This is a genomic window from Pseudoduganella sp. LjRoot289, from assembly GCF_964252925.1.
In the GTDB taxonomy this organism is placed as follows: domain Bacteria; phylum Pseudomonadota; class Gammaproteobacteria; order Burkholderiales; family Burkholderiaceae_D; genus Rugamonas.
In genome coordinates this window covers 4827627-4850137 of sequence record NZ_CAXUPN020000001.1, presented here as the reverse complement: position 1 = coordinate 4850137, position 22511 = coordinate 4827627, and the positions used below count along the sequence as shown (strand labels likewise).

The following is a 22511-nucleotide window of genomic DNA, read 5'->3' as shown; positions in this document are numbered from 1 at the left end:
CGAAAAATGCAAACAATGCACAATTAACTTAAATTTAACTTTATTGTGCATTTGCGAAATATTTCCGCCTGTGCCAATATTCCCCGATGACAGAACGCCTAGGCCCCATCCCCTTCGCGCAGCTCGCGCCGCAGCAGCAGGCCGCCGCCCAAGCCATCATCGACGGCCCGCGCGGGGCCTTGTACGGGCCTTTCGTGCCCCTGATCCGCAGTCCGGAACTGATGGAGTACGCGCAGCGCATGGGCGAGTACCTGCGTTACCGCAGCGCCATAGGCACGCGGCTGTCCGAGCTGGCCATCCTGGTGACGGCGCGGCAGTGGGACCAGCAGGTGGAGTGGGCCATCCATGCGCCGATCGCGCTGCAGGAGGGCGTGAGCCAGGCGGCGGTCGACGCCATCGCCGCGCGCCGCCGCCCCGAAGGCATGCGGGAGGACGAGGCGCTGGTGCATGACTTTTGCGTTGAACTGCACCGCGACAAGCGCGTGTGCGACGCCACGTACAGCGCCGCGCTGGCGCATTTCGGCGAGCACGGCGTGGTGGACCTGGTGGGATTGAACGGCTACTACACTTTCCTGGCGATGGTGATGAACACCGCGCAGTCGGCGGCGCCGCCGTCCAGCGCGGCGCCGCTGCCGTAGCGTTCATGCCGCGGCCGGCGCCGGCTACATAATTGCTCCACATTTCTTTGGTCTGATATCCAGCTTGAGCCGTATGCCCAAGGAAGAGGACGGATGAGCATGAACCATGCAATGCGCCAGGCGCGTGCGCTGCTGCTGGGCGCCGCGCTGCTGGCGGCTGGATCCGCCGCAGCTGTGACGGCCCCGAACGGCTCCGTGGCCGATGGCGGCGGCCTGCCGCCGGAGGCGCGCTGGTCGCGCCTGACCGAGCCGGCCTTCCGTCATCTGGGACCCGAGCAGGGCCTGCCCAGCATCATCGCAACCGCCATCGCCCAGGACAGCCAGGGCTTCATCTGGGCCGGCACCCAGGGCGGCCTCGCGCGCTGGGACGGCTACCGTTTCCGCAACTACCTGCCCGACGCCAAGTCCAGCACCGCGCTGCCCAGCCCCTTCGTGTCCAGCCTGCTGGCCGACGCCGACGGGCGCCTGTGGGTGGGCACCAGCGGCGGCCTGGCGCGCTACGAGGCCGGCAGCGACAGCTTCGTGTCCTATCCCGCCAGCGGGCAGGGCGGCCTGATCTCGCCGGCCGTGCTGGCCCTGGCCGGCGACGGCGCGCACGGCCTGTGGGTAGGGACCGCGGCGGGCCTGGACCACGTCGACGCGCAAGGGCGCATCACGCACGAGCGCGCCGGCGAGGCCAGCGGATTGCCGCCGGGCGCGGTCGGGGCGGTGTTGCGCGAGCGCAGCGGCGCCTTGTGGGTCGGCGCCAGCGACGGGCTGTACCAGCGCCGTTTCGGCCAGGGCGGCTTTAGCCGCGTGGCGCTGCCGCTGCGTCCAGGCCAGGCCGCCACCGTCGAGCGCCTGCTGCTGGACCAGGCCGGCAATCTGTGGATAGGCACGCGGCGCCACGGTGCCTTCCGCCTGGACCAGGGCGAGACCCAGCCGCGACAGGTGCTTGAACAGGGTGCGGCCGACAACAGCTTCGCGCAGGCGAACATTGCCTCGCTGGCCGAGGCCGCGCCGGGCGAGATCTGGATAGGCACCTTCGGGCGTGGCATCCTGATCGTTCACGCGGCCAGCGGCGCGACCCAGGCGGTGCGGCGCGACCGCACCTTGCCGCTCAGCCTGAACGACGACAATGTCTGGGCGCTGCTGCGCGACCATTCCGGCCTGCTGTGGGCGGGCGGCAACCGGGGCTTGAGCCTGCATGCGCCCGCCAAGGCCGCGCTGGCCTCGGCGTTCAGCGATTCCAGCCGCCGCGATGGCTTGAGCGACAGCGAAATCTTCAGCGTCGCGGCGGCGGCCGACGGCAGGGTCTGGCTGGGCCTGGGCGCGAACGGCGTCGACATCCTTGCACCCGGCCGCGCGCGCGTGGCCGGCCTGCGGCCCGACCCAGCGCAGCCGCGGACGGCGCTGCCCAAGGACCGCATCTGGTCGATTGCGGCGGCGCCGGACGGCAGCGTCTACCTGGGCACCAATCGCGGCCTGTACCGCAGCGACGTCTCGGCGCGGTCGGTTGCGCGCGTGACGCTGGGCACGCGCTCGGTGGCCGAGAACACGCAGACCCTGCTGCTCGATGGCGGCACGCTGTACGTCGGCGGCACGGCCGGCGGCCTGTGGTCGCTGGCGCGCGCGAGCGGACAGGCGCGCCGCGTGGGCGACGGCCGGCTGGACAAACAGCGCATCGTCACGCTGAGCAAGGGCGCGGCCCGGGCTGGCGCGCCCCGCCTGTGGGTCGCCACCACGACCAATTTATATGCGGTCACGCCGGGCGGCGCGCCCGCGGAGCCCGACCAGGTGCTGCCGCTGGCGCCGGACGACAAGGCCGCCGCAGGCCAGGGCCTGAGCGGCATCACCTCGCTGCTGGCCGACCGGCACGGCCGCCTGTGGATAGGCACGGACGCAGGCGACCTGCAGTGGATGGACGGCGCGGGCGGCACGCTGCACCGCATCGGCGCCAAGGGGCCGCAGAGCCGCGGCATCGACAAGCTGCTGGAGGACGGCGAGGGCGATATCTGGGCCAGCACGGACGGCGGTTTGCTGCGCATCGACGGGCGCAGCCTGGCCGTGCGCGCCTTCAGCCAGGCGGACGGCGACGCCTTCACGTCAGGCTACTGGGCCGATTCGGGCGCCGTCACCGCCAAGGGCGAGCTGATGTTCGGCGCGCTGGGCGGCTTGTCCGTCGTGCACCCTGCCGCCGTCGCGTCCTGGAACTATGCGCCGCCGCTGGCGGTCACCGAGCTGCGCGTGGGCGGGCGCGCGCTGCCGGCCCAGCCCTACCTGGCGCCGGGCGCGCCGGCGCTGGAGCTGCCCGCTGCCGCCAACCACCTGGAACTGGAGTTCTCGTCGCTGGACTACTCGGCGCCGGAGCGCAATCTCTACGCCTACCGGCTCGACGGCGTCGACGGCGACTGGCAGCCCAGCGACCCGCGCAGGCGCCTGGTCAACTACGCCAACCTGGCGCCCGGCTCCTACCTGCTGCGCCTGCGCGGCAGCAACCGCAACGGTGTATGGACGGACAAGGAGCTGACGCTGGCGCTGCGCGTGCTGCCGGCCTGGTACCAGACCTGGTGGTGGCGCGCGGCACTGGCGGCGGCGGCGCTGCTGGGCGTGTACGGCATCGTGGCGGCACGCACCGCCGTGCTGCGGCGCGGCCAGCGCGAGCTGGAAAGCAAGGTCAAGGAGCGCACGGCCCAGCTGGAACAGGCTTCGCTGGCGCTGGAGCAGGCCAGCCTGACCGATCCGCTGACGGGCCTGCGCAACCGGCGCTTCCTGATGCAGCATCTGGATCTGGACGTGCTGACGGCGATCCGGCGCTATGAGACGGGCGGCGCGGCCTTGCCCGCGGACGCCGACCTGGTGATCTACATGATAGACCTGGACCACTTCAAGCAGGTCAACGATGTGCACGGCCACGCGGCGGGCGACGCAGTGCTGATGCAGTTGCCGGCACGCATCCTGGGCGTGTTCCGCGAGTCCGACTATGTGGTGCGCTGGGGCGGGGAGGAATTCCTGGTGCTGGCGCGGGGCACGGCGCGGGCCGGCGCGGCCGCCGTGGCCGAACGCATACGCGCGGCGGTCGCGGACGCGCCGTTCGCGCTGCCCTGCGGCACGCTGCTGGAGAAAACCTGTTCGATAGGATATGCCAGCTTCCCCTTCCTGCCGGGCGAGCCGCGCGCGCTGAACTGGGCGGAGGTGATCGAGATTGCCGACCGCGCGCTGTATGTGGCCAAGCATTCCGGCCGCAATGGCTGGGTGGGTTTCGGGGCGGGGGAGAAATTGCAGGGGGACGGCCTGGCGGCGCGCTTCAAGTCGGCCGCCAGCCTGGTCGCATCCGGCGAGGTGCTGGTCGAGACCTCGCTGGACGGGGAACAGGTCAGGACCGGCCTGGTCCGCGCGTGAGCACGCCGGTGCGGCTTATTGGGCGGCCAGGCCGCGCGCGAGCACGTCGGCGACCACTTCGTTGAGGTCCTTGCCGCCGTCCTTGGCCAGCGCCTGCAGCTGCGCCACCAGTTCGCTGTTCAGTTTGACGGCGAAAGGCACCAGGCCCAGCGCCTGGTCGCGGCGGCGCTGTTCGCGCTTGTCCACCACCACGGTATCGGTGTTGCCGAAACCGGCCGCGCCAGGGGCAAGCATCTTGCCCATCAATTTCTTGGCGTCGCTCTTTGCCATGCCGGTTTTCTTCATTTTCTGCTTTCAGTTGGGTCGTGCGGGGTTATGCCTGACTTTACGCCAGGACTTTTTTCAGCCACGCGCTGATGTGCGCCACTTCTTCGGCGCACAGCGAGTGCTGCATGTAATAGTCGTGCCATTCGACCTGGTAGCCCAGCTTCACCAGCAGGTCGCGCGACGCTTCGGCGCGCGCCACCGGGATCACCGGGTCCATGCGGCCGTGCACCTGGAAGATCGGCGTCTGCAGGCTCGCTTCGCTGCGCTCGGCGGCCGTTTTTTCGGCCAGCGGCACATAGCCGGACAGGCACATCAGGCCGGCCAGTTTTTCAGGATGGCGCAGGCCGGCCTGCAAGGTCATCGCGCAGCCTTGCGAGAAGCCGGCCAGGACGATGCGGTCGGCGGGGATGCCGCGCGCTTTTTCGCGCGCGATCAAGGCTTCCACCTGGACCTGCGAGGCGCGCAGGCCGGTTTCGTCCTCCTGGCGGCCGAGGTCGGTGTGGACGATGTCGTACCAGGCGCGCATCACGTAGCCGTTGTTGATGGTCACCGGCATGGTGTTCGCGTGCGGGAAGATGAAGCGGATGGCGGGCAGGCCGGCCAGGTCCAGTTCTTCGACCATGGGCACGAAGTCGTTGCCGTCGGCGCCCAGGCCGTGCATCCAGATGATGGAAACGGACGGGTTGGCGCCGGTTTCGATTTCGATGTTGTCCAGCAGTGCGGTCATATACTCTTCCTCAATTGCTGGCAGTGTGGGAGGCGTTGGGCCTTAGCGCCGATTTCGGACGGAAGGCCTTGCACACTGCCGGATTGGTTTCCATGTAGGGGCCGCCGATCAGGTCGACGCAATAAGGCACGGCTGCGAAGATGCCGCCCACCAGCTGCTTGCCGTCGGCGTCCTTCAGCCCTTCCAGGGTTTCCTTGATGGCTTTCGGCTGGCCGGGCAGGTTCATCACCAGGGCGGCGTGCGGATCGGCCGCGCCGGCGCTCTCGCGGATCACGGCGGTCTGGCGCGACAGGATCGCGGTCGGCACGAACTGCAGGCTGATCTGGCGCATCTGCTCGCCGAAGCCGGGCATTTCCTTGGTGCCGATGGCCAGCGTGGCTTCCGGCGTCACGTCGCGGCGCGCCGGGCCGGTGCCGCCGGTGGTCAGCACCAGGTGGCAGCGCGCCACGTCCACCAGCTCGATCAGCGTGGCTTCGATCTGCGCGCGTTCGTCGGGGATCAAGCGGGTTTCGACGCGGAAGGGCGTCGTCAGTGCGGCCGACAGCCATTCCTGCAGCGCGGGCAGGCCCTTGTCCTCGTAGACGCCGCCGCTGGCGCGGTCGGAAACCGACACCAGGCCGATCACCAGCTCGGGCACCGGGGTATTACTCGTCATCTTGCTCGCTGTCCTCGTCGCCGTCCTCTTCCACCTCGCCGGCCGCTTCGGCCTTGGCCTTGCGGTGCTTGGCGTCGACCTGCTTCAGGATCTGGAAGATTTCGCGGTAAGCCTTGGGCGGCTTGTTTTCGGCTTGCTCTTTGCGGGCGTTGCGGATCAGGGTGCGCAGCTGCTGCACGTCCAGTTCCGGATTCTCCGACAGCAGCGTGGTCAGGGCCGCGTCGTCGGTCAGCAGTTTGTCGCGGCGGCGTTCCAGCGCGTGCATGGCGGCGGTATCGGCCTTGGAAGCGCCTTTCCAGCCTTCGATGGTGCGCTGGATGACGGCGACTTCTTCCTCGTCCAGGGTGCGCATCTTCTTGCCCACGAACTGCATGGCGCGGCGGCGGCCTTCGTGATTGGTGATACTTTGGCAAGTCAGGATGGCGTCGCGCACGTCTTCCGGCATCTCGACGCGCTTGACGCGGTCGCGCGGGGCCTCCACCAGTTCGGCGCCCAGCTTCTGCAGGGCGTCGGACTGGCGCTTCATTTCGGTTTTGGAAGGGCGCTCGTATTCTTGTTCGAATTCGGACGATTGGAACCCGCAGGCACCCCGGTTTGGATTTGGCATGATAAAGGAGGTGGGCGCTAACCCGGCCTGTAAAAACTGTAAACGACTGCTATGATAACTGTTTTAACGGTCACCCGAAGAAAACACCACATGAGCGACTCCGCATTCAGCCACAGCCAGGATCAATTGAAACAGCTTGCCCGCGACGTTTTGGCGTACGCGCGCGAGAAAGGCGGCACCGATGCCGCCGTCGAGATCAGCGAGGGCAGCGGCTTGTCCGTCTCTGTACGCAAAGCCAAGATCGAAACCATAGAACAGAACCGGGACAAGGGCCTGGGCGTGACGGTGTTCATCGGCCAGAAGCGCGGCAACGCCAGCACGTCCGACTTTTCGGCCGCCTCGCTGCGCGCCACGGTGGACGCGGCCTACAACATCGCCAACTTCACGGCCGACGACGACTGCGCCGGCCTGGCCGACGAGGACATGCTGGAAAAGAACCCGCGCGACCTGAAACTGTACTACCCGTGGCGCATCTCGACCGAGGAAGCGGTGGCGCTGGCCCAGCGCGCCGAAGCGGCCGCCTTCGCGGTCGATCCGCGCATCACCAACAGCGAAGGCGCGGGCGTGCACGTGCAGCAGTCGCACTTCGTGTCGGCCAATTCGCGCGGCTTCATCGGCGGCTACCCGTATTCGCGCCACACCTTGTCGGTGGCGCCTATCGCCGGCAAGGGCGCCAAGATGCAGCGCGACGACTGGTACAGCTCGGTGCGCGACGCCAAAAAGATGGCCGCGCCGGAAGCGATCGGCCGCTACGCCGCCGAACGCGCGCTGGCCCGCCTGAACGCGCGCACGCTCAGCACCCGCACCTGCCCGGTGCTGTTCGAGGCCCCGCTGGCGGCCGGCCTGCTGGGCGCCTTCGTGCAAGCGACGTCGGGCGGCGCGCTGTACCGCAAATCGACCTTCCTGCTCGACAGCCTGGGCAAGCAGGTGTTCCCGTCGCACATACAGATCCATGAAGATCCGCACGTGGTCGGCGCGGTCGGCTCGGCCCCGTTCGACGAGGAAGGCGTGCGCACCCAGAGCCGCGACGTGGTCAAGAACGGCGAAGTGCAGGGCTATTTCCTGTCGACCTACTCGGCGCGCAAGCTGGGCATGCAAACCACCGGCAACGCGGGCGGTTCGCACAACCTGTCGCTGACGTCCTCGCTGACGAAGAAGAACGACGACTTCGTCGCCATGCTGAAGAAGATGGGCACCGGCCTGCTGGTGACCGAACTGATGGGCCAGGGCACCAACTACGTCACCGGCGACTACTCGCGCGGCGCGTCCGGCTACTGGGTGGAAAACGGCGTGATCCAGTACCCGGTGGAGGAAATCACCATCGCCGGCAACATGAAGGATATGTTCCAGCAGATAGTCGGTATCGGCGCCGACGTGCTGGTGCGCGGCACCAAGCAGACCGGCTCCATCCTGATCGAAAAAATGGTCGTTGCCGGGGGCTAAGTTTTCGTTGCAAGCTTGCCCACGTTTCCATACACTGTCTCGGGCACATTACAAAACCTAGGAGACCATGTATGGAACGTCGTTCCTTTTTGAAAAAGGCAGCCGTAGGCGCCTCCGTGGGCGCGGTCGCTGCGCCCGCCCTGGCGCAATCGCTGCCGACCATCAACTGGCGCCTGGCGTCCAGCTTCCCGAAATCGCTGGACACCATCTTCGGCGCCGCCGACACCTTCACCAAGCGCGTGTCCCAGCTGACGGGCGGCAAGTTCAACATCCGTTCCTTCGCCGGCGGCGAGATCGTCCCCGGCCTGCAAGTGATGGACGCGGTGCAAGCGGGCACGGTCGAATGCGGCCACAGCGCCTCGTACTACTACTTCGGCAAGGACGCCACCTTCGCCTTCGACTGCGCGGTACCGTTCGGCCTGACCTCGCGCCAGCACACCGCCTGGTACGACCAGGGCGGCGGCCGCGAGCTGACCCGTGAATTCTTCAAAGGCTACGGCATCATCAATTTCCTGGGCGGCAACTCCGGCACCCAGATGGGCGGCTGGTTCCGCAAGGAAGTCAAGAGCGTGGCCGACCTGAAGGGTACCAAGATGCGCGTCGGCGGCTTCGCCGGCAAGGTGCTCGAACGCCTGGGCCTGGTGCCGCAGCAGCTGGCCGGCGGCGACATCTACCCGGCGCTGGAAAAGGGCACGATAGACGCGGCCGAATGGGTCGGCCCCTACGACGATGAAAAGCTGGGCTTCCACAAGGTCGCGCCGTTCTACTACGCGCCGGGCTGGTGGGAGGCGGGCGCCTCGTTCTCGTTCTACGTGAACATCAAGGAATGGGAAAAGCTGCCCAAGGAATACCAGGCCGCGATCGAATGCGCGTCGTACGAAGCGCACGTCGTGATGCAAGCCGAGTACGACTTCCGCAACCCGGCCGCCCTGGCGCGCCTGCTGAAGAGCGGCGTCAAGCTGCGCAACTTCCCGAAAGACATGATGGAAGCGTGCTACAAGGCCGCCAACGACGTCATGAACGAAGAAGCGGCCAAGAACGCCAAGTTCGCCAAGATCTACGAGCCGTGGAAAAAATTCCGCCAGGACCAGAACCAATGGGCCTCGGTGGCTGAAGCGACGATGCAGAACTTCCTCATCAGCGCAGGCCGCGGCGGCAAGTAAGCCGACCCGAAAAGGGGCCAGGGTCAAATATTAATGAACGGGCGTTCGTTAATATTTGACCCTGGCCCCTTTTCCGTTACCTTTTCCGTTAACGGCAGAGTTGGCTTTTCGGTTCGCCGCAGCTGATCAGGCGGCCGATGTCGGGGTTGTCGAGGTAGCGCATGTGGGCGTCGAGCGGGTTCTCGAGGGCGCCGAACCAGGTATGGGCGTTGGATACCAGCACGTTGTGCACGGTGACGCCGGGGCGCTCGTATCTTTCCTTTTGCAGCGTGTAGGACAGCAGATCGTTCGGGTCCGTGAAGGCGACCAGCGTCAGGCCGGACAGGGCCGCCCGCGTTGCGCCGGGCGCTGCGGCCGAATCCGGGCCGGTGACGGCGGCGCTGCGCCGCTCCAGCACGCGCTGCAGGCTGTCCTGCTGCACCGCGCGGCGTCCGATCGCGCTCGGCAGCGCCTGGTCGGCCAGACCCAGTATGGGGATCTGGTTGGCCGCCATGACCAGGTAGGCCATGCGGTCCAGCGTCTGCTGGGCTGCGGCGGCGGCCCTTGCCGCCTCGGACGAACCGGCGCCGCGCTCGTCGAGCATGCGGCTCAGCGTGTCGAACAATATCTTGCTGCCCAGGCTTTCCGAGATCACCACCAGCGGCGTGCCCGGCTCGGCATCGGCCGTGGCGCGCAGCACCGCGTCGCGCATGCGCAGCTGCATGGCGTCGCGCGCCACACCCTGGTAGATCAGCGCGTCCGGCAGGCAGTCGTCCATCAGCAGGTCTTTGACTCTGGCGTTGATGCCGGCGCGCGCCGGCGTGTAGGGCGGCGCGCCCTGGCAGATGGCGGATTTGCCGGTCTGGTCGTAGCACAGCTGCTGCTTGAGCGGCGTCGTCAGCGGCGACCAGATCAGCGACTGGAAGCGGATCGCGCCGTCGCCGGTGGGCACGGTGGCGGGGATGATCTCGATCTGATCGGGCGTGGCCTTGCTTGCCTCTGCGGACAGCGGCACGTTGGCCGCCAGCGCGTCGGCCAACTGCCGTACGGTGCCGCTGGCCCAGCTTGCGTCATGGGTGCACATGCCGTGCACCAGCAGCACGTCGATCCGATGCGCGGGCGCTTGTTGCACGAATTGGGCCAGACCGGGGAAGGTAGTGCCGGCTTCCATGAACTGCGCCGGGCGGTAGGGCATGCTGCAGGCGGCCAGGGACAGCATCAGTGGCAAACCCAGCAGCAACTTCGGCAGCGGCAGCGGCTTTTTCATGGTGTTCTCCTGGCGAGACGCAGAAAGCCCATAGTCGCTACCGGCAGGCTCGACCGCAAGAAATATCTGTTGCCCGATTGAGTATCCTCAAGCTGCGGCTGCTTGCGGCGGCTTGCGTTGTGTCAGCTGGATCAGAACTTCATTTCCAGCAGCGCGCGCACCACGGCGCTGGTCGGCGTGATGGTGCCGTCGCGCAGGGTGCTGCTGGTGTCCACGTAGGTCGACTCGGCGTAGTTGTCCTGGTGCAGGGCGTTCGCCACCGCCACCCGCAGCTGGGTCTTGGGCGTGAATTTCCACAAGCCGTACAGGTCCAGCGAACGCTTCGGTATGGCGTAGGCGTACTGCTTGACCGACACGCGCACCGGACCGGCGCTCTGGAAGCTGAAGCTGCCGCCCAGCGTCAGCGGCATGGTGTCCAGCTTCCAGTCCGCGCCGACCGTGCCGCTGACCGGGGTCTGCTGGTCCAGGCGGTTGTTCGGGCCCGGCACCGAGTCGAGGTCCGACCAGTTGCGCGAGAAGTTGGCGCGCATGTCGATGGCCGGCGCGGCCGGGTACATCGAGCGCAGCGGCAGCTTGGCTTCCAGTTCGATGCCGCGCGTGTTGGCGGTGCCGGCGTTGACCGGGCGCGACACGTACAGGCCGTCGATCAGCGCCACTTGCTGGCGGGTGATGTCCTTGATGCGGCGCACGAAGGTGCTGGCCGTCATCAGGCCGCCGCCCGGCAGGTAGTGCTCGAAAGCCAGGTCCAGGCCCCAAGCCAGTTCGGGCTTGAGCAGCGGGTTGCCGGTCTGGTCCGGGCTGGTGGCGCTGTTGTTGTTGGACGCGAAGCGGCGCGGGATCAGGCTGTTCACGCCGGGCGCCTTGTAGGTGCGCGTCAGGCCCAGGCGGACCTGGTCGTTCTTGCTGCCCGGCAGTTTCCACAAGGTCTGGAACAGCGGGCTCCATACGCTGGACTTGTTGCTGACCGGCGCGTAGTCGTTGCCTTCGCTCCTGGTCTCTATGCCTTCCCAACGCAGGCCGAAGTACACCGACCAGCGCGGCGTCACGGTCCATTCATCCTGGGCGTACAAGGCCAGGCGCGTCACGTCGGCGTTGTAGATCTGGTCCAGGTTGGCGACCGGGGCGCCCACGGTGGAGCTTTCGCGCTGGATGCGGTCTTCGTCGCGCTTGCTGTAGCCGGCGTCCCAGCCGGTGGCCAGCGCGTGGCCTTCGAACAGCGGCGTGGAATACTTGCCGGTGGTGGTGAAGCCCTTGTCGGTGGACTCGGATGTCACCAGGCGGGTCAGGGCCAGCGCGTTGTTGGCATAGTACTGCAGCGCCGGCGCCTCGGTTTCGCGCTGGTTGAAATTGACCCCGCCTTTGACTTCCAGCTTGGCGCCTTGCGCCAGTTTGCGGGTCCAGGTCAGGTCGCTGCGCAGCAAGACGACGTCGGAGGCGATGTGGACATCGGTCGCGCTGTAGCGCGGCGCATTGCCCTGCAGCGTGTTGACGCGATCCTTGATGTCGCCCCGGAAGCGGTTGACGTTGACGAAGCTTTGCGAGGTGACGATGTCGTTCGGGCCGAGGTTGATGTTGATGCGCGGCGACAGGTTCAACGCTTCGAACACGCCGGTGTTGGTCTGCCCGGTGCGGCGCGACAGGTTCTGCACGCCGGCCGGGGTAGTGCCGGTCGTGACGATCTCGGCCGGACGGTCGAACTTGCCGTAGGTCAGGCCGCCGCCGATGGCGTAGGAAACCGGACCCTTGCGGTCGGACAGCTGGAAGTTGGTGTTGGTGCCGAACTTGCCGTTGTCGTCCTGCACGCCGACCTTGATCTCGCGCTGCGCAGTGACGATGGCCTTCTTGAGCACGATGTTGATGCCGCCGGCGATGGCCTGCGTGCTGAACTCGGCGGTGGCCGCGCGCATCACTTCGATGCGTTCTATCATGTCCGGCGACAGCGAGTCGAGCGAGAAGCCGGCCGGGGCCGGTTCGCCGTTCAGCATGATCTGCGTGTAGCCGCTGCCCAGGCCGCGCATGCGGATGTCGCCGCCGCGCCCCTGCACGCCGCCCACGGTGACGCCCGGCAGGCGCTTGAGCACCTCGGCAATGGTGGTGTCGCCGTTCTTCAGGATCTCCTCCTGCGTCACCACGATCTTGGTGGCGGTGTCGTTGCGGCGCGCGTCGTAGCTGACTGCGGCGCCCTTCACTTCCACCTGCTGGATCTGCTCTTTTGCGGGCGGCTTGGTGTCGGGGGCGGTCTGCGCTTGCGCGTGCAGGGCGCCCAGCAGGGCGGGAGCGGCGGCGAACAGGCGCAGCAGGGCGGGGGACGGGCGGGGCCGTTGAGTCATGGTTGGTCGATGCCGGTTAGATGTCGTTCGGTGCAGAAAAAAACCCGCGTATCAGGCGGGTTTTTTCTACGTCGATAGCATGGTAATAGGAAAGTTGCCTATTTTCAATCGACTATTTACGCTGCGGGAGCGGCTTGCGCGCAGTTGGGCTGGTGTTGCGCGGACGTTAGGCGCAGTTGCAGCAGAATGCCGCTGTTCGCCACCGGATGGGTGCTGTTGGCCCAGCGGCCCGCTCCCTTTTAATTTCTTAACTGTTGGCGCGAAGCGACAGCAGCACAGGCTGCAGGATGGACGCGCCCAGTTGCGCGCTGCGGGCGCCGTTCCAGCCGGCGACCGGGTCGGGGTCGTTGGCATTGTCCTTGAACGGCATTTCCAGCGTCAGCGACAGGCAGCCGAAGGCGTGCGTGATGTGCGGCGAACCCATGGTCAGCGTTTCCGGGGTGTAGGGGCTCACGCCGTAGCCGAATTCATCCTGGAAGTCCGGATTGGCGATCTTGAAGTCGTCGACGAAGCGCTGCTGCTCCGCCGCCTCCTTGTCGCCGAAGCTCTCCAGCGATTCGCTGCCGGCCACGAACACGTAGGGCAGGCCTTCGTCGCCGTGGATGTCGAGGAACAGGTCGCAGCCCACTTCCTTCATCTTGTTCAGCACCAGGAACACTTCCGGGCTGCGTTCCATGCTCGGCGTCATCCATTCGCGGTTCAGGTTGGCGCCGGCCGCGTTGGTGCGCAGATTGCCGCGCACCGAGCCGTCCGGGTTCATATTCGGCACCACGTAGAACACCGCTTCCTGCAGCAGCTGGCGGCCGAAGGGGTTGGCTTCGTCCAGCAGCGCGTCGAGCATGCCCTCGACGAACCATTCCGCCATCGTCTCGCCCGGGTGCTGGCGGGCGATGACCCAGACCTTGGGTTTGTCTTCTTCCGGCTCGCCTATCACCAGCACATTCATGTCGTGGCCGTCGAGCGTGCTGCCCAGGTCTTCCATGCGCACGTAGTCGTTCAGCTGGGCGTTGTCCAGCAGCGCCAGGTGACGTTCCCACGAGTAGGGCTCGAAATAGGCGTAGTAGACGCTGTCGTATTCCGGGGTGTGCTCGATGACCATGGTCTGGCCGTCGTAGCTGGTGGGCACGCGGAACCAGGTGCTGCGGTCGTAGCTGGCCACGGCCTGGTAGTCCTTCCAGCCGTCCGGATAGGCGGCCTGGCCGGCGTTCAGGAAGTTCATCGTCAGCGGGGTCGCCCTGGCGCCCTGCACGCGGAAGTAGAACCACTGGGTGATATCGGCAGCGGAGTCTTTGCGGATGTTCAGATCGATCGCGGAAGGGTGGTCCGCGCGCAGAACGTCGATGGCGCCAGCATCGAATTGGTGGCTGATTTTGAGTGGCATTAGCTTCGATCCTGATGGGTAGTGTATCGGGTGTCCAATATGATACTAGTTTTACCGGCAAGCTTGGGATTGCAAGCTTGCCAGTTCAGTCATACACTAGGCTGAGATTTTCCCCCACACCAACATTGGAGACCGAGACATGCAGCGTCGTTCCTTCCTGAAAAATGCCACCGCAGGTGCGGGCGCGGGCGTCCTGGCGCTGCCAGCAATGGCGCAGGGCCAGCCGGCCGTCAACTGGCGCCTGGCGTCGAGTTTCCCGAAAACCCTGGACACCATCTTCGGCTCCGCCGAGCACTTCTGCAAGCGCGTGGCCGAGCTGACCGGCGGCAAGTTCACCATCCGCCAGTTCGCGGGCGGCGAGATCGTCCCGGGCCTGCAGGTGATGGACGCGGTGCAGGCCGGCACGGTGGAGATGGGCCACACGCCTTCTTACTACTACTTCGGCAAAGACCCCGCTTTCTGCTTCGATTGCGCCGTGCCGTTCGGCCTGACGTCGCGCCAGCAGACCGCCTGGTACGACCAGGGCGGGGGGCGCGAGCTGATGCGCGAGTTCTACAAGGGCTACGGCATCATCAACTTCCTGGCCGGTAACACGGGCACGCAGATGGGCGGCTGGTACCGCAAGGAAGTGAAAACGGTGGCCGACATGAAGGGCCTGAAGATCCGCATCGCCGGTTTCGCCGGGCGCGTGATGGAGCGCATGGGCGCGGTGCCGCAGCAGATTCCGGCCAGCGACGTCTACGGCGCGCTGGAGAAGGGCACCATCGACGCGGCCGAGTGGGTCGGGCCCTACGACGACGAGAAGCTGGGCCTGCAGCGCGTGGCGCCGCACTACTACGCGCCGGGCTGGTGGGAAGCCGGGCCGCAACTGTCGTTTTATATCAACATCAAGGAGTGGGAAAAGCTGCCGAAGGAATACCAGGCGGCGCTGGAGTGCGCCAGCTACGAGTGCCACGTCATCATGCAGGCCGAGTACGACACCAAGAACCCGGCCGCGCTGGCGCGCCTGATGAAGAACGGCGCGAAGCTGCACACCTTCTCGAAGGAGATCATGGACGCGGCCTACAAGCTGTCGACCGCCGTGATGGAGGAGGAGTCGGCCAAGAACGCCAAGTTCAAGAAGATCTACGAGCCGTGGAAGAAGTTCCGCCAGGACCAGAACCAGTGGGCCTCGGTGGCCGAGGCGACCATGCAGAACTTCCTCATCAACGCCGGCCGCAAATAGCCGGGACTTCCACAGCGTCTGTGCTGGATCAACACGGGCCGCACGCCGACTTGCCATGTTGGCTTGCGGCCCTCCGCATTGCGCGGCCGTGCCGCACTAAAGGCTACGCTAGGCCAGGCCGCCAAAGCGCCGGTCGAAGGCGCTGTCGGCCGCCGGCGTGTGCTCGTCCTCGCGCCGCAGCACGGCCAGGATGTGCTGCTCGGCCTGCACCTGCACCAGCCGGTACAGCTCGCGCGCCAGCTCGTAGGCGGCGGCGCCCGGCCACGGCTCGGGCAACAGCTCGACCGGCAGTTGCGGGTCGTGCAGCTGGACCCGGCGGTAGGCGTGGATCAGCAGCGAGCGGATCACGAAGGCCTGCTCCGGCTCCGGCTGGTGGCCGCCGCGCAGCAGGGCCAGCAGCGGCTGGAACTGGGCGATGAATTGCTGGTAGCCGTCGATCACGCCGCTCAGGTCCCAGCCTTCGTCCACCATCTCGCGCAGCGGCCGGCCGTGGCGCGCGCCCGGCATGTCGGCCGCGTGGCAGATGAACAGCTTGCCCCGCGTGCCGGTGCGCGCCAGCAGTTCGTCCAGCGTATCGGCGTTGCCGGCCGGGTGGCAGAACACGCCCGGGGACACCAGGCCGTAGCCTTCCCAGGCCAGCTCCTTGCGCAGCAGGGTGCGCTCGGCCGCGCTCAGGCTGTTGCCGCTCATGACCAGGGTCCAGTTGCCGTCCCAGTGCAGGTGCAGCGGGGCGTAGATGCGGCGCTGGGCGCGCGTGAAGCGGGCCTGCGACTCGGGCGTGATGGCGTAGGACGAGCGCCGCCCGTCGCGGTGCGAGCCGAGCCAGCCTTCCTGCGCCAGCCGGAACACCGAGGTGCGCAGCAGCCTGTCGTTGACGCCGAACGGCGCCAGCAGTTCGATGAGGCTGCCCAGCCACACCACGCCGCCGTGCGGCACGATGGCGTCGCCGAAGATGGTCATCACCAGCGATTTCGAGCGCGGCGGGTCGCTGGCCAGGAAGTGGGCTATCCATTCGTTGCTGTTCAGTATCTTCATCTTGCGCATGGGTGATTTCTCTCAAGGCCGGAGTTTACTTTGCCGCGGCTTCGGCGCAGCATTATTTTTCTTGTATCTGGCCATTTTGTCAGCTTTGCGCCCTGAAGGGATACAGATTTTTGATTTGAGTCAAAAAATCGGTAGTCAAACGAATTTTTGTATCGTATTATGAATCATACCTTGAACGAGGAGACAGAACATGTACGCACAGATGGTTGAAACCGGCCTGAAGAAAGTCCAGACTAGCGAGGACATGAGCGCCGACGAGCGCGCGTTCCAGGACCGCATCGACGCCGGCGTGAAAATCGAGGCCAAGGACTGGATGCCGGACGCCTACCGCAAAACCCTGGTGCGCCAGATTTCCCAGCACGCGCACTCCGAGATCGTCGGCCAGCTGCCCGAGGGCAACTGGGTGACCCGCGCGCCGACGCTGAAACGCAAATCCATCCTGCTGGCCAAGATCCAGGACGAAGCCGGCCACGGCCTCTACCTGTACAGCGCCGCCGAGACGCTGGGCGTGTCGCGCGACGAACTGCTGGACGCGCTGCACAGCGGCAAGGCCAAGTATTCGAGCATCTTCAACTATCCCACGCTGAGCTGGGCCGACATGGGCGCCATCGGCTGGCTGGTGGACGGCTCGGCCATCATCAACCAGATCCCGCTGTGCCGCTGCTCCTACGGCCCCTACGCCCGCGCCATGATACGCGTGTGCAAGGAGGAATCCTTCCACGCGCGCCAGGGCTACGACATCATGATGTCGCTGGCCAAGGGCACGCCGGAACAGAAGGCCATGGCGCAGGACGCGCTGAACCGCTGGTGGTGGCCGTCGCTGATGATGTTCGGCCCGTCGGATGCCGAATCGGTCAACAGCGCCCAGTCCGCGCAGTGGCGCATCAAATTGTTCTCGAACGACGAACTGCGCCAGCGCATGGTCGACCAGAGCGTGCCGCAGGCCGAATACCTGGGCCTGACCGTGCCCGATCCCGACCTGAAGTTCAACGCCGAAACCGGCCACTATGAATTCGGCGAGATCGACTGGAGCGAGTTCCAGGCCGTCCTGAAGGGCAACGGCCCATGCAACCGCGAACGCCTGCGCACCCGCGTCCAGGCCTGGGAGGACGGCGCGTGGTTCCGCGACGCGCTGGTGGCCTACGCCGACAAACATCAAGAGGAGAAGGCTGCGGCCTGAGGAGACATAAGATGAGCAAAGAGTGGCCATTGTGGGAAGTTTTCATTCGCAGCCAGCACGGTCTGGCGCACAAGCATGTGGGCAGCCTGCACGCGTCCGACGCCGGCATGGCGGTCAACAACGCGCGCGACGTCTACACGCGGCGCAATGAAGGCGTCAGCATCTGGGTGGTGCGCGCCAGCGACATCGTCGCCAGCAGCCCGGCCGACAAGGACGCCCTTTTCGAGCCGGCCAACAGCAAGGTCTATCGCCACCCCACCTTCTTCCCGATGCCGGAAGAAGTGAAGAACCTGTAAGGCGGCCGCCATCATGGACGATAAAGTCACTTATCTGCTGCGCCAGGGCGACAACACCCTGATCCTGAGCCAGCGCCTCTCCGAGCTGTGCGGCAAAGGCCCGGCGCTGGAGGAGGACATGGCGCTGACCAACGTCGCGCTGGACCTGCTGGGCCAGACCCGCATGTGGTACACCTACGCCGCCGAGCTGGAAGGCGCGGGGCGCGACGAGGACAAGCTGGCCTACCACCGCGACGCGCACGATTTCAAGAACTGCCTGCTGGTGGAGCAGAAAAACGGCAACTACGCCGACACCATGATGCGCCAGTTCTATTTCGACACCTGGCACTACTTCTTCATCGGTGCGTTGACCAGGTCGGGCGATGAGCGCATCCGCGAGATTGCCGAGAAGGCGCTGAAGGAAGTCACCTATCATCTGCGCCGCAGCGGCGACCTGATCGTGCGCCTGGGCGACGGCACGGAAGTGAGCCACGCGAAAACGCAGGCGGCGGCCGACGAGTTGTGGATGTACACGGGCGAGTTCTTCAAGTACGACGCGGTCGACCAGGCCATGGTGGCCGCCGGCGTGGCGCCGGAAGCCGGACCGCTGCGCGCGCAATGGCTGGCGCACGTGAGCGACATCTTCGGCGAGGCCACCTTGACGATGCCGTCGCCGGACGCGTGGATGCAGAAGGGCGGCAAGCAGGGCGTCCATAGCGAGCACCTGGGCTATCTGCTGGCCGAGATGCAGTTCCTGCAGCGCGCCTATCCAGGGTCGGAGTGGTAATGCGCCCCCATCTTGTCGTCCTCGCGGAAGCGGGGACCCATGCTGAGCATCCTGGCACGCGCACTATGGATTCCCGCGTGCGCGGGAATGACAAGGTGCAGCAGATATGGGGCTGGCTGGCGGAGGTCGCCGACCCCGAGATCCCCGTCATCTCGGTGGTCGACCTCGGCATCGTGCGCGACGTGCAGGTGGCCGATGACGGCGCATGCACCGTCACCATCACGCCAACCTACTCCGGCTGCCCCGCGATGCAGGTGATCGCCGACGCCGTCACCGATGCGCTGCGCGGGCGCGGCGTCGAGCGGGTGGAACTGCGCACGCAGCTCTCGCCTGCCTGGACCACCGACTGGATGAGCGAGGAGGGCAAGGCCAAGCTGAAAGGCTACGGCATCGCCCCGCCCGCGCAGCAGGTGGTCGACATCAGCGGCCTGCGTAAAGGACGCCAGGAAAGCGGACGCGAGGGAAGCGATCTTGCCGCCGGCGTGAAACGCGGCGCCATCGCCAAACCGAAAGTGGTCTGTCCGCACTGCGGTTCCAGCCACACCGAAAACACCAGCCAGTTCGGCTCCACGCCGTGCAAGGCACTGTACAAGTGCCTCGACTGCCGCGAACCGTTCGACTACTTCAAGTGCCACTGAGAGCATAACCACCATGAGCAAATTCTATCCGCTGTCCGTCGCCCGGGTGAACAACGAAACGCGCGACTGCATCGCCGTCACCTTCGCCGTGCCACCCGAACTGGAAGAGCGCTTCAAGTACCAGCAAGGGCAGCACCTCACCCTGCGCGCGCAGATTAACGCCGAAGACGTGCGCCGCTCGTACTCGATCTGCTCGGCCGTGCAGGACGGCGCGCTGCGCGTGGCCATCAAGCGCACGGCCGGCGGCATGTTCTCGACCTGGGCCAACGATACGCTCAAACCCGGCACCGTCATCGACGTGATGCCGCCCATGGGCCACTTCAACGTGCCGCTGGACGCCGCCAATAGCAAGAACTACATGGCTTTCGCGGCCGGCAGCGGCATCACGCCCATCCTGTCCATCATCAAGACCACGCTGCTGACGGAGCCGGACAGCCGCTTCACGCTGTTCTACGGCAACCGCGCCTCGTCGTCGGTGATCTTCAAGAACGAGCTGGCCGACCTGAAGGACATCTACACCGAGCGCCTGAACATCGCCTACGTGATGAGCCGCGAGCAGCAGGATATCGAACTGTTCAACGGCCGCATCACCAAGGAGAAGGCCAGGCAGTTCCTGCAGCACTGGGTGCGCGTCGAGGACTACGACACCGCCTTCATCTGCGGCCCGGAGGACATGATGCACGGCGTGTCGGAAGCGCTGCAGGAAGCGGGCATGCCGAAGTCGCACATCAAGATCGAACTGTTCGCCGCCAGCATTCCGAAGCACCAGCACAAGCCGCGCGCGCAGGCCGACCTGGGCACGGGATTGACCGAAGTGACGGTGGTCATGGACGGCAACCACACCATGTTCACCATGGAGCGCGACAAGGAGTCCATCCTCGACGCGGGCCTGCGCGCCGGCATCGACATGCGTTACTCCTGCAAGGGCGGCGTATGTTCGACCTGCCGCTGCAAGCTGCTGGACGGGAAAGTGGACATGGATGTGAACTACGCGCTGGAAGACTACGAGATCGCGCGCGGCTTCGTGCTGAGCTGCCAGAGCTTCCCGGTAACGGATAAAGTAGTGGTCGATTTCGACCAGGCCGAGTAAAGCAATCCATTGGAGGAGACGCCATGACGCAGTTTGCACAATACGAGAACATCCTGTTTGACATCAAGAACGGCATCGCCAAGCTGACCTTGAACCGTCCCGACAAGCTGAACAGCTTCACCCAGGCCATGCACCTGGAGGTGCGCGACGCGCTGGCCAGGGTGGACGCCGACAAATCGGTGCGCGTGTTTCTGCTGACCGGCGCCGGCCGCGGCTTCTGCGCCGGCCAGGACCTGGGCGACCGCGCCGTCGAACCCGGCGCCCAGGGCGTCGACCTGGGCGACTCGGTCGAAAAATTCTACGCTCCGCTGGTGCTGGCGCTACGCAGCCTGCCGATGCCGGTCATCTGCGCCGTCAACGGCGTGGCCGCCGGTGCCGGCGCCAACCTGGCGCTGGCCTGCGATATCGTCCTGGCCGGAAAATCGGCCAGCTTCGTCGAAGCCTTCTGCCGTCTGGGCCTGATCCCGGACACCGGCGGCACCTGGATCTTGCCGCGCCTGATCGGCATGGCGCGCGCCACCGGCCTGGCCATGCTGGGCGAAAAACTCACCGCCGACCGCGCCGAGCAATGGGGCCTGATCTGGAAAGCCGTGCCGGACGAACTGCTGATGACCGAAGCGCTGGCCATGGCCGAACACTTCGCCGCCGCGCCGACCAAGGGGCTGGCCTTCACCAAGAAGGCGCTGCAGATCAGCCATTGCAACTCCCTGCCCGAGCAGTTGAAGCTGGAAGGCGAGATGATGCGCGAGCTGGGCCACAGCCACGACTACCGCGAAGGCGTCGCCGCCTTCATCGCCAAGCGCACGCCTGAATTCAAGGGAGAATAAGATGGCCGCACTGACTGCAGGCAGCGTCGTCGCCGTCATCGGCAGCGGCGCCATGGGCTCCGGCATCGCCCAGGTGGCGGCCGCTTCCGGCCACATCGTCAAGCTGTACGACACGCGCGCCGAGGCGGTGCAAAAAGCCATCGCCGACATCGCCAAAGTTTACCTGAAGCTGGTCGACAAGGAGCGCATGACGGCCGCCGATGCGCGAGCTGCCACCGCGCGCCTGCGCGCAGCCGACGGCCTGGGCGACGTGGCGGATGCGGCGCTGGTGGTGGAAGCCATCGTCGAGAACCTGGACGTGAAGCGTTCCCTGTTCGCGGACCTGGAAGGCATCGTCGGCGACGGCTGCATCCTGGCCACGAATACCTCGTCGATCTCCGTCACGGCCATCGCGGCCAAGCTGCGCCGCCCGCAGCGCCTGGTCGGCATGCACTTCTTCAACCCGGTGCCGCTGATGGCGCTGGTGGAAGTGATCAGCGGCCTGGCCACCGACGCCGCCGTCGCCGGGACCGTGTTCGACACCGCGGCGGCCTGGGGCAAGAATCCCGTGCACGCCAAGTCCACGCCCGGTTTCATCGTCAACCGCGTGGCGCGCCCCTACTACGCCGAAGGCCTGCGCCTGCTCAACGAGCAGGCCGCGGACGCCGCCACCATCGACGCGGTGATGCGCGAGGCGGGCGGCTTCCGCATGGGCCCTTTCGAACTGATGGACCTGATCGGGCACGACGTGAACTACTCCGTCACCCAGTCCGTCTTCAGCGCCTATTACAACGATCCGCGCTTCGCGCCGTCGGTGATCCAGCAGGAACTGGTGAACGCCGGCTTCCTGGGCCGCAAATCCGGCCGTGGCTTCTTTGCCTACGGCGAAGGCGCGGGCGCGCCGCGGCCGCAAACCGAAGCCGCGCAAGCCAAGCCCGAATACGTCAGCTACAGCGTGGAGCCCGGCGCCAGCGGCGCGTCGGTGGTGACGGACGCGGTGCTGGCGCGCTTCAAGCAGCACGGTATCGAGGTCACGCAGCGCAAGGCGCCCGAGGGCCACGCGGACGCACACGACGCTGCCCCGGCCTTCCATTGCAATGGCGCTGCGGTCTACCTGACGGACGGCCGCAGCGCCACCCAGCGGGCGGCCGACAACAAGCACCCGGACACGGTGCTGTTCGACCTGGCGCTGGATTACGGTAAAGCCACGCGCATCGCCGTCGCCTGCTCGGACCAGTGCAACCCCGCCGCCTACAAGGCCGTGGTGGGCCTGTTCCAGGCGGCCGGATTTGCGGTCACAAGGCTGGACGACGTGCCCGGCCTGGCGGTGATGCGCACCGTCGCCATGCTGGCCAACGAGGCGGCGGACGCCGTCAACCAGGGCGTCTGCAGCGCGCAGGGGGCGGACACCGCCATGCAGAAGGGCGTGAATTATCCGCGCGGCCCGCTGGCCTGGGCCGACGCCGTCGGCATCGCCCGCATCGCCACCGTATTGAACAACCTCGCGGCCAGCTACGGCGAGGACCGCTACCGCGTATCGCCGCTGCTGCGCCGCAAGCAGGCATCGGGAGCGGCATTCCATGCATAAGGACGCAACCATGGCCGATGCCATCCGCATTGAAACTGTC

At 66.3% G+C, this 22511-nt stretch carries 20 protein-coding genes; 12 read left to right on the top strand and 8 right to left on the bottom strand.

Features of this window, described 5'->3' with window-relative positions; genetic code table 11:
* Positions 1-86 precede the first annotated feature (86 nt).
* Positions 87-638 carry a carboxymuconolactone decarboxylase family protein gene (locus ACSQ8Y_RS20735; RefSeq protein WP_436268318.1) on the top strand — a complete coding sequence of 184 codons (552 nt, stop codon included), beginning with the start codon at positions 87-89 and terminating at the stop codon, positions 636-638.
* 99 nt (positions 639-737) lie between these two features.
* Positions 738-4019: a ligand-binding sensor domain-containing diguanylate cyclase gene (locus ACSQ8Y_RS20730; protein WP_436268317.1), complete on the top strand. Its 3282-nt coding sequence runs from the start codon at positions 738-740 to the stop codon at positions 4017-4019.
* A 15-nt stretch (positions 4020-4034) separates the two neighbouring features.
* Here ACSQ8Y_RS20730 and ACSQ8Y_RS20725 read toward each other — a convergent pair whose 3' ends face one another.
* The 4 genes from ACSQ8Y_RS20725 to yjgA are packed head-to-tail and all read right to left on the bottom strand — an operon-like array spanning position 4035 to position 6275.
* Complete coding sequence (locus tag ACSQ8Y_RS20725) at positions 4035-4304, bottom strand: hypothetical protein (protein WP_436268316.1); 270 nt, start codon at positions 4302-4304, stop codon at positions 4035-4037.
* A 40-nt stretch (positions 4305-4344) separates the two neighbouring features.
* Positions 4345-5013: an alpha/beta hydrolase gene (locus ACSQ8Y_RS20720; RefSeq protein WP_436268315.1), complete on the bottom strand. Its 669-nt coding sequence runs from the start codon at positions 5011-5013 to the stop codon at positions 4345-4347.
* A 10-nt stretch (positions 5014-5023) separates the two neighbouring features.
* Positions 5024-5668, bottom strand: a complete 645-nt coding sequence (mog, locus tag ACSQ8Y_RS20715) for a molybdopterin adenylyltransferase (protein WP_436268314.1) — start codon at positions 5666-5668, stop codon at positions 5024-5026.
* Positions 5658-6275 carry a ribosome biogenesis factor YjgA gene (gene yjgA, locus ACSQ8Y_RS20710; protein WP_436268313.1) on the bottom strand — a complete coding sequence of 206 codons (618 nt, stop codon included), beginning with the start codon at positions 6273-6275 and terminating at the stop codon, positions 5658-5660. Before yjgA ends, mog begins: the two co-directional genes overlap by 11 nt.
* 90 nt (positions 6276-6365) lie before the next feature.
* On the opposite strand from yjgA, the gene pmbA reads away from it, so the two are divergent.
* Both pmbA and ACSQ8Y_RS20700 read left to right on the top strand, forming a co-directional pair.
* The gene (gene pmbA, locus ACSQ8Y_RS20705) at positions 6366-7718 is read left to right on the top strand and encodes a metalloprotease PmbA (RefSeq protein ID WP_436268312.1); all 1353 of its coding nucleotides are present in this window, start codon (positions 6366-6368) and stop codon (positions 7716-7718) included.
* A 71-nt stretch (positions 7719-7789) separates the two neighbouring features.
* The gene (locus ACSQ8Y_RS20700; protein ID WP_436268311.1) at positions 7790-8881 is read left to right on the top strand and encodes a TRAP transporter substrate-binding protein; all 1092 of its coding nucleotides are present in this window, start codon (positions 7790-7792) and stop codon (positions 8879-8881) included.
* Between the two features lie 88 nt (positions 8882-8969).
* On the opposite strand, the gene ACSQ8Y_RS20695 is transcribed toward ACSQ8Y_RS20700, so the two are convergent.
* The 3 genes from ACSQ8Y_RS20695 to ACSQ8Y_RS20685 form a co-directional block, all read right to left on the bottom strand.
* Positions 8970-10127 carry a hypothetical protein gene (locus tag ACSQ8Y_RS20695; RefSeq protein WP_436268310.1) on the bottom strand — a complete coding sequence of 386 codons (1158 nt, stop codon included), beginning with the start codon at positions 10125-10127 and terminating at the stop codon, positions 8970-8972.
* A gap of 131 nt (positions 10128-10258) precedes the next feature.
* Positions 10259-12457: a TonB-dependent receptor plug domain-containing protein gene (locus tag ACSQ8Y_RS20690; RefSeq protein ID WP_436268309.1), complete on the bottom strand. Its 2199-nt coding sequence runs from the start codon at positions 12455-12457 to the stop codon at positions 10259-10261.
* A gap of 247 nt (positions 12458-12704) precedes the next feature.
* Positions 12705-13838, bottom strand: coding sequence for a M14 family metallopeptidase (locus ACSQ8Y_RS20685; protein ID WP_436268308.1), 1134 nt, complete (start codon positions 13836-13838; stop codon positions 12705-12707).
* A gap of 139 nt (positions 13839-13977) precedes the next feature.
* Here ACSQ8Y_RS20685 and ACSQ8Y_RS20680 point away from each other — a divergent pair, with 139 nt between their 5' ends.
* Positions 13978-15063 carry a TRAP transporter substrate-binding protein gene (locus tag ACSQ8Y_RS20680; protein ID WP_436268307.1) on the top strand — a complete coding sequence of 362 codons (1086 nt, stop codon included), beginning with the start codon at positions 13978-13980 and terminating at the stop codon, positions 15061-15063.
* Between the two features lie 108 nt (positions 15064-15171).
* Here the strand turns inward: ACSQ8Y_RS20680 and paaX are convergent, their stop codons facing one another.
* The gene (paaX, locus tag ACSQ8Y_RS20675; RefSeq protein WP_436268306.1) at positions 15172-16107 is read right to left on the bottom strand and encodes a phenylacetic acid degradation operon negative regulatory protein PaaX; all 936 of its coding nucleotides are present in this window, start codon (positions 16105-16107) and stop codon (positions 15172-15174) included.
* A 190-nt stretch (positions 16108-16297) separates the two neighbouring features.
* Between paaX and paaA the strand changes: the two genes are divergently transcribed.
* From paaA to paaH, 7 genes are all read left to right on the top strand, one after another.
* Entirely contained in the window at positions 16298-17287 is a 990-nt protein-coding gene (gene paaA / locus ACSQ8Y_RS20670) for a 1,2-phenylacetyl-CoA epoxidase subunit PaaA (protein ID WP_436268305.1), read from the top strand.
* Between the two features lie 11 nt (positions 17288-17298).
* Positions 17299-17583 carry a 1,2-phenylacetyl-CoA epoxidase subunit PaaB gene (gene paaB, locus ACSQ8Y_RS20665; RefSeq protein ID WP_436268304.1) on the top strand — a complete coding sequence of 95 codons (285 nt, stop codon included), beginning with the start codon at positions 17299-17301 and terminating at the stop codon, positions 17581-17583.
* A 13-nt stretch (positions 17584-17596) separates the two neighbouring features.
* Positions 17597-18349, top strand: a complete 753-nt coding sequence (paaC, locus tag ACSQ8Y_RS20660) for a 1,2-phenylacetyl-CoA epoxidase subunit PaaC (protein WP_436268303.1) — start codon at positions 17597-17599, stop codon at positions 18347-18349.
* A 65-nt stretch (positions 18350-18414) separates the two neighbouring features.
* A complete protein-coding gene (paaD, locus tag ACSQ8Y_RS20655; protein ID WP_436268302.1) occupies positions 18415-18987 on the top strand; it encodes a 1,2-phenylacetyl-CoA epoxidase subunit PaaD in 573 nt (190 codons plus the stop codon).
* Between the two features lie 13 nt (positions 18988-19000).
* Positions 19001-20077: a 1,2-phenylacetyl-CoA epoxidase subunit PaaE gene (paaE, locus tag ACSQ8Y_RS20650; protein ID WP_436268301.1), complete on the top strand. Its 1077-nt coding sequence runs from the start codon at positions 19001-19003 to the stop codon at positions 20075-20077.
* A 23-nt stretch (positions 20078-20100) separates the two neighbouring features.
* On the top strand, positions 20101-20904 hold the full coding sequence (gene paaG, locus ACSQ8Y_RS20645) for a 2-(1,2-epoxy-1,2-dihydrophenyl)acetyl-CoA isomerase PaaG (protein WP_436268300.1): 804 nt from the start codon (positions 20101-20103) through the stop codon (positions 20902-20904).
* Between the two features lies 1 nt (position 20905).
* The gene (gene paaH / locus ACSQ8Y_RS20640; protein ID WP_436268299.1) at positions 20906-22471 is read left to right on the top strand and encodes a 3-hydroxyacyl-CoA dehydrogenase PaaH; all 1566 of its coding nucleotides are present in this window, start codon (positions 20906-20908) and stop codon (positions 22469-22471) included.
* Positions 22472-22511: the final 40 nt, after the last annotated feature.

What these genes read in the sequence shown, in the direction of transcription:
- ACSQ8Y_RS20720 (WP_436268315.1), bottom strand. Translation starts at nt 5,013, where the DNA reads ATGACCGCACTGCTGGACAACATCGAAATCGAAACCGGCGCCAACCCG.
- ACSQ8Y_RS20700 (WP_436268311.1), top strand. Translation starts at nt 7,790, where the DNA reads ATGGAACGTCGTTCCTTTTTGAAAAAGGCAGCCGTAGGCGCCTCCGTG.
- yjgA (WP_436268313.1), bottom strand. Translation starts at nt 6,275, where the DNA reads ATGCCAAATCCAAACCGGGGTGCCTGCGGGTTCCAATCGTCCGAATTC.
- ACSQ8Y_RS20730 (WP_436268317.1), top strand. Translation starts at nt 738, where the DNA reads ATGAACCATGCAATGCGCCAGGCGCGTGCGCTGCTGCTGGGCGCCGCG.
- ACSQ8Y_RS20695 (WP_436268310.1), bottom strand. Translation starts at nt 10,127, where the DNA reads ATGAAAAAGCCGCTGCCGCTGCCGAAGTTGCTGCTGGGTTTGCCACTG.
- paaA (WP_436268305.1), top strand. Translation starts at nt 16,298, where the DNA reads ATGTACGCACAGATGGTTGAAACCGGCCTGAAGAAAGTCCAGACTAGC.
- paaG (WP_436268300.1), top strand. Translation starts at nt 20,101, where the DNA reads ATGACGCAGTTTGCACAATACGAGAACATCCTGTTTGACATCAAGAAC.
- paaE (WP_436268301.1), top strand. Translation starts at nt 19,001, where the DNA reads ATGAGCAAATTCTATCCGCTGTCCGTCGCCCGGGTGAACAACGAAACG.
- paaD (WP_436268302.1), top strand. Translation starts at nt 18,415, where the DNA reads ATGGATTCCCGCGTGCGCGGGAATGACAAGGTGCAGCAGATATGGGGC.
- pmbA (WP_436268312.1), top strand. Translation starts at nt 6,366, where the DNA reads ATGAGCGACTCCGCATTCAGCCACAGCCAGGATCAATTGAAACAGCTT.
- ACSQ8Y_RS20690 (WP_436268309.1), bottom strand. Translation starts at nt 12,457, where the DNA reads ATGACTCAACGGCCCCGCCCGTCCCCCGCCCTGCTGCGCCTGTTCGCC.
- paaH (WP_436268299.1), top strand. Translation starts at nt 20,906, where the DNA reads ATGGCCGCACTGACTGCAGGCAGCGTCGTCGCCGTCATCGGCAGCGGC.
- paaX (WP_436268306.1), bottom strand. Translation starts at nt 16,107, where the DNA reads ATGCGCAAGATGAAGATACTGAACAGCAACGAATGGATAGCCCACTTC.
- ACSQ8Y_RS20735 (WP_436268318.1), top strand. Translation starts at nt 87, where the DNA reads ATGACAGAACGCCTAGGCCCCATCCCCTTCGCGCAGCTCGCGCCGCAG.
- paaB (WP_436268304.1), top strand. Translation starts at nt 17,299, where the DNA reads ATGAGCAAAGAGTGGCCATTGTGGGAAGTTTTCATTCGCAGCCAGCAC.
- ACSQ8Y_RS20680 (WP_436268307.1), top strand. Translation starts at nt 13,978, where the DNA reads ATGCAGCGTCGTTCCTTCCTGAAAAATGCCACCGCAGGTGCGGGCGCG.
- ACSQ8Y_RS20725 (WP_436268316.1), bottom strand. Translation starts at nt 4,304, where the DNA reads ATGAAGAAAACCGGCATGGCAAAGAGCGACGCCAAGAAATTGATGGGC.
- paaC (WP_436268303.1), top strand. Translation starts at nt 17,597, where the DNA reads ATGGACGATAAAGTCACTTATCTGCTGCGCCAGGGCGACAACACCCTG.
- mog (WP_436268314.1), bottom strand. Translation starts at nt 5,668, where the DNA reads ATGACGAGTAATACCCCGGTGCCCGAGCTGGTGATCGGCCTGGTGTCG.
- ACSQ8Y_RS20685 (WP_436268308.1), bottom strand. Translation starts at nt 13,838, where the DNA reads ATGCCACTCAAAATCAGCCACCAATTCGATGCTGGCGCCATCGACGTT.